This is a genomic window from Mesonia sp. K4-1, assembly GCF_008017825.1.
Taxonomy (GTDB): Bacteria; Bacteroidota; Bacteroidia; order Flavobacteriales; family Flavobacteriaceae; genus Mesonia.
The window spans coordinates 1-631 of the sequence record NZ_VRLS01000075.1 but is presented as its reverse complement, the minus strand read 5'-3'; the positions used below and the strand labels follow the sequence as shown (position 1 = coordinate 631).

At 42.9% G+C, this 631-nt stretch carries 1 protein-coding gene; it reads left to right on the top strand.

All coding sequences use genetic code 11. From position 1 onward, the window contains the following. Nucleotides 1–38: 38 nt before the first annotated feature. Nucleotides 39–631, top strand: a 593-nt coding sequence (locus FT986_RS11885) for a hypothetical protein (protein WP_222706204.1), incomplete at its 3' end; no start/stop codon positions are given.

Genomic DNA, 631 nt, shown 5'->3' with positions numbered 1-631 from the left:
CTCAATTTATTTCTGCTTATCATCAACTTAGTAAACAATTGGCGCAAAAGAGCAATGTAAGCGGTAAAGGAGGAGAATTTATAGAAAATAGATATGGCATTAAAATTGACTCTTCTTTAATTAATGTTGCCCGTACAGAGCTTTACGCCTCTTATACCATGTTTTTACACCGAGCTGAACAACCTGCCCACTACTTTGAAAATTTAGTCATAGAAGTAACCGATACGGCTGCCACCAAAGCCTATGTGATGCAGTATTTTCCTAGAACGCCTATTACGCAAACAGCCGATGAATCATTTATATTTGAATATAACTATGATATGATTCCCATACAATATGATGAAGGAAGTAAATATATGGTAGATGGGTGTGGAGAGGTCACCGTAACATTTTGTAATAATGGACCTACTGGTGGGACAGGCCCTATTCATCACGCAGGACCAGCTTGTGACCCAAATAAACAATGGACAGAAATAATTTCACCCGCCTCGGGTTGTGGTGGTGACAGCCAACCAATTGACGGAGATCCTGCCAATGGAGGCTTCCCTCCTTACCCCAACAACCCACAAAGTGGCTCCAACCCAGGTGGCGGGGGTGCAGGCCACGGTAACAATGAAGACCCAAGCAACAC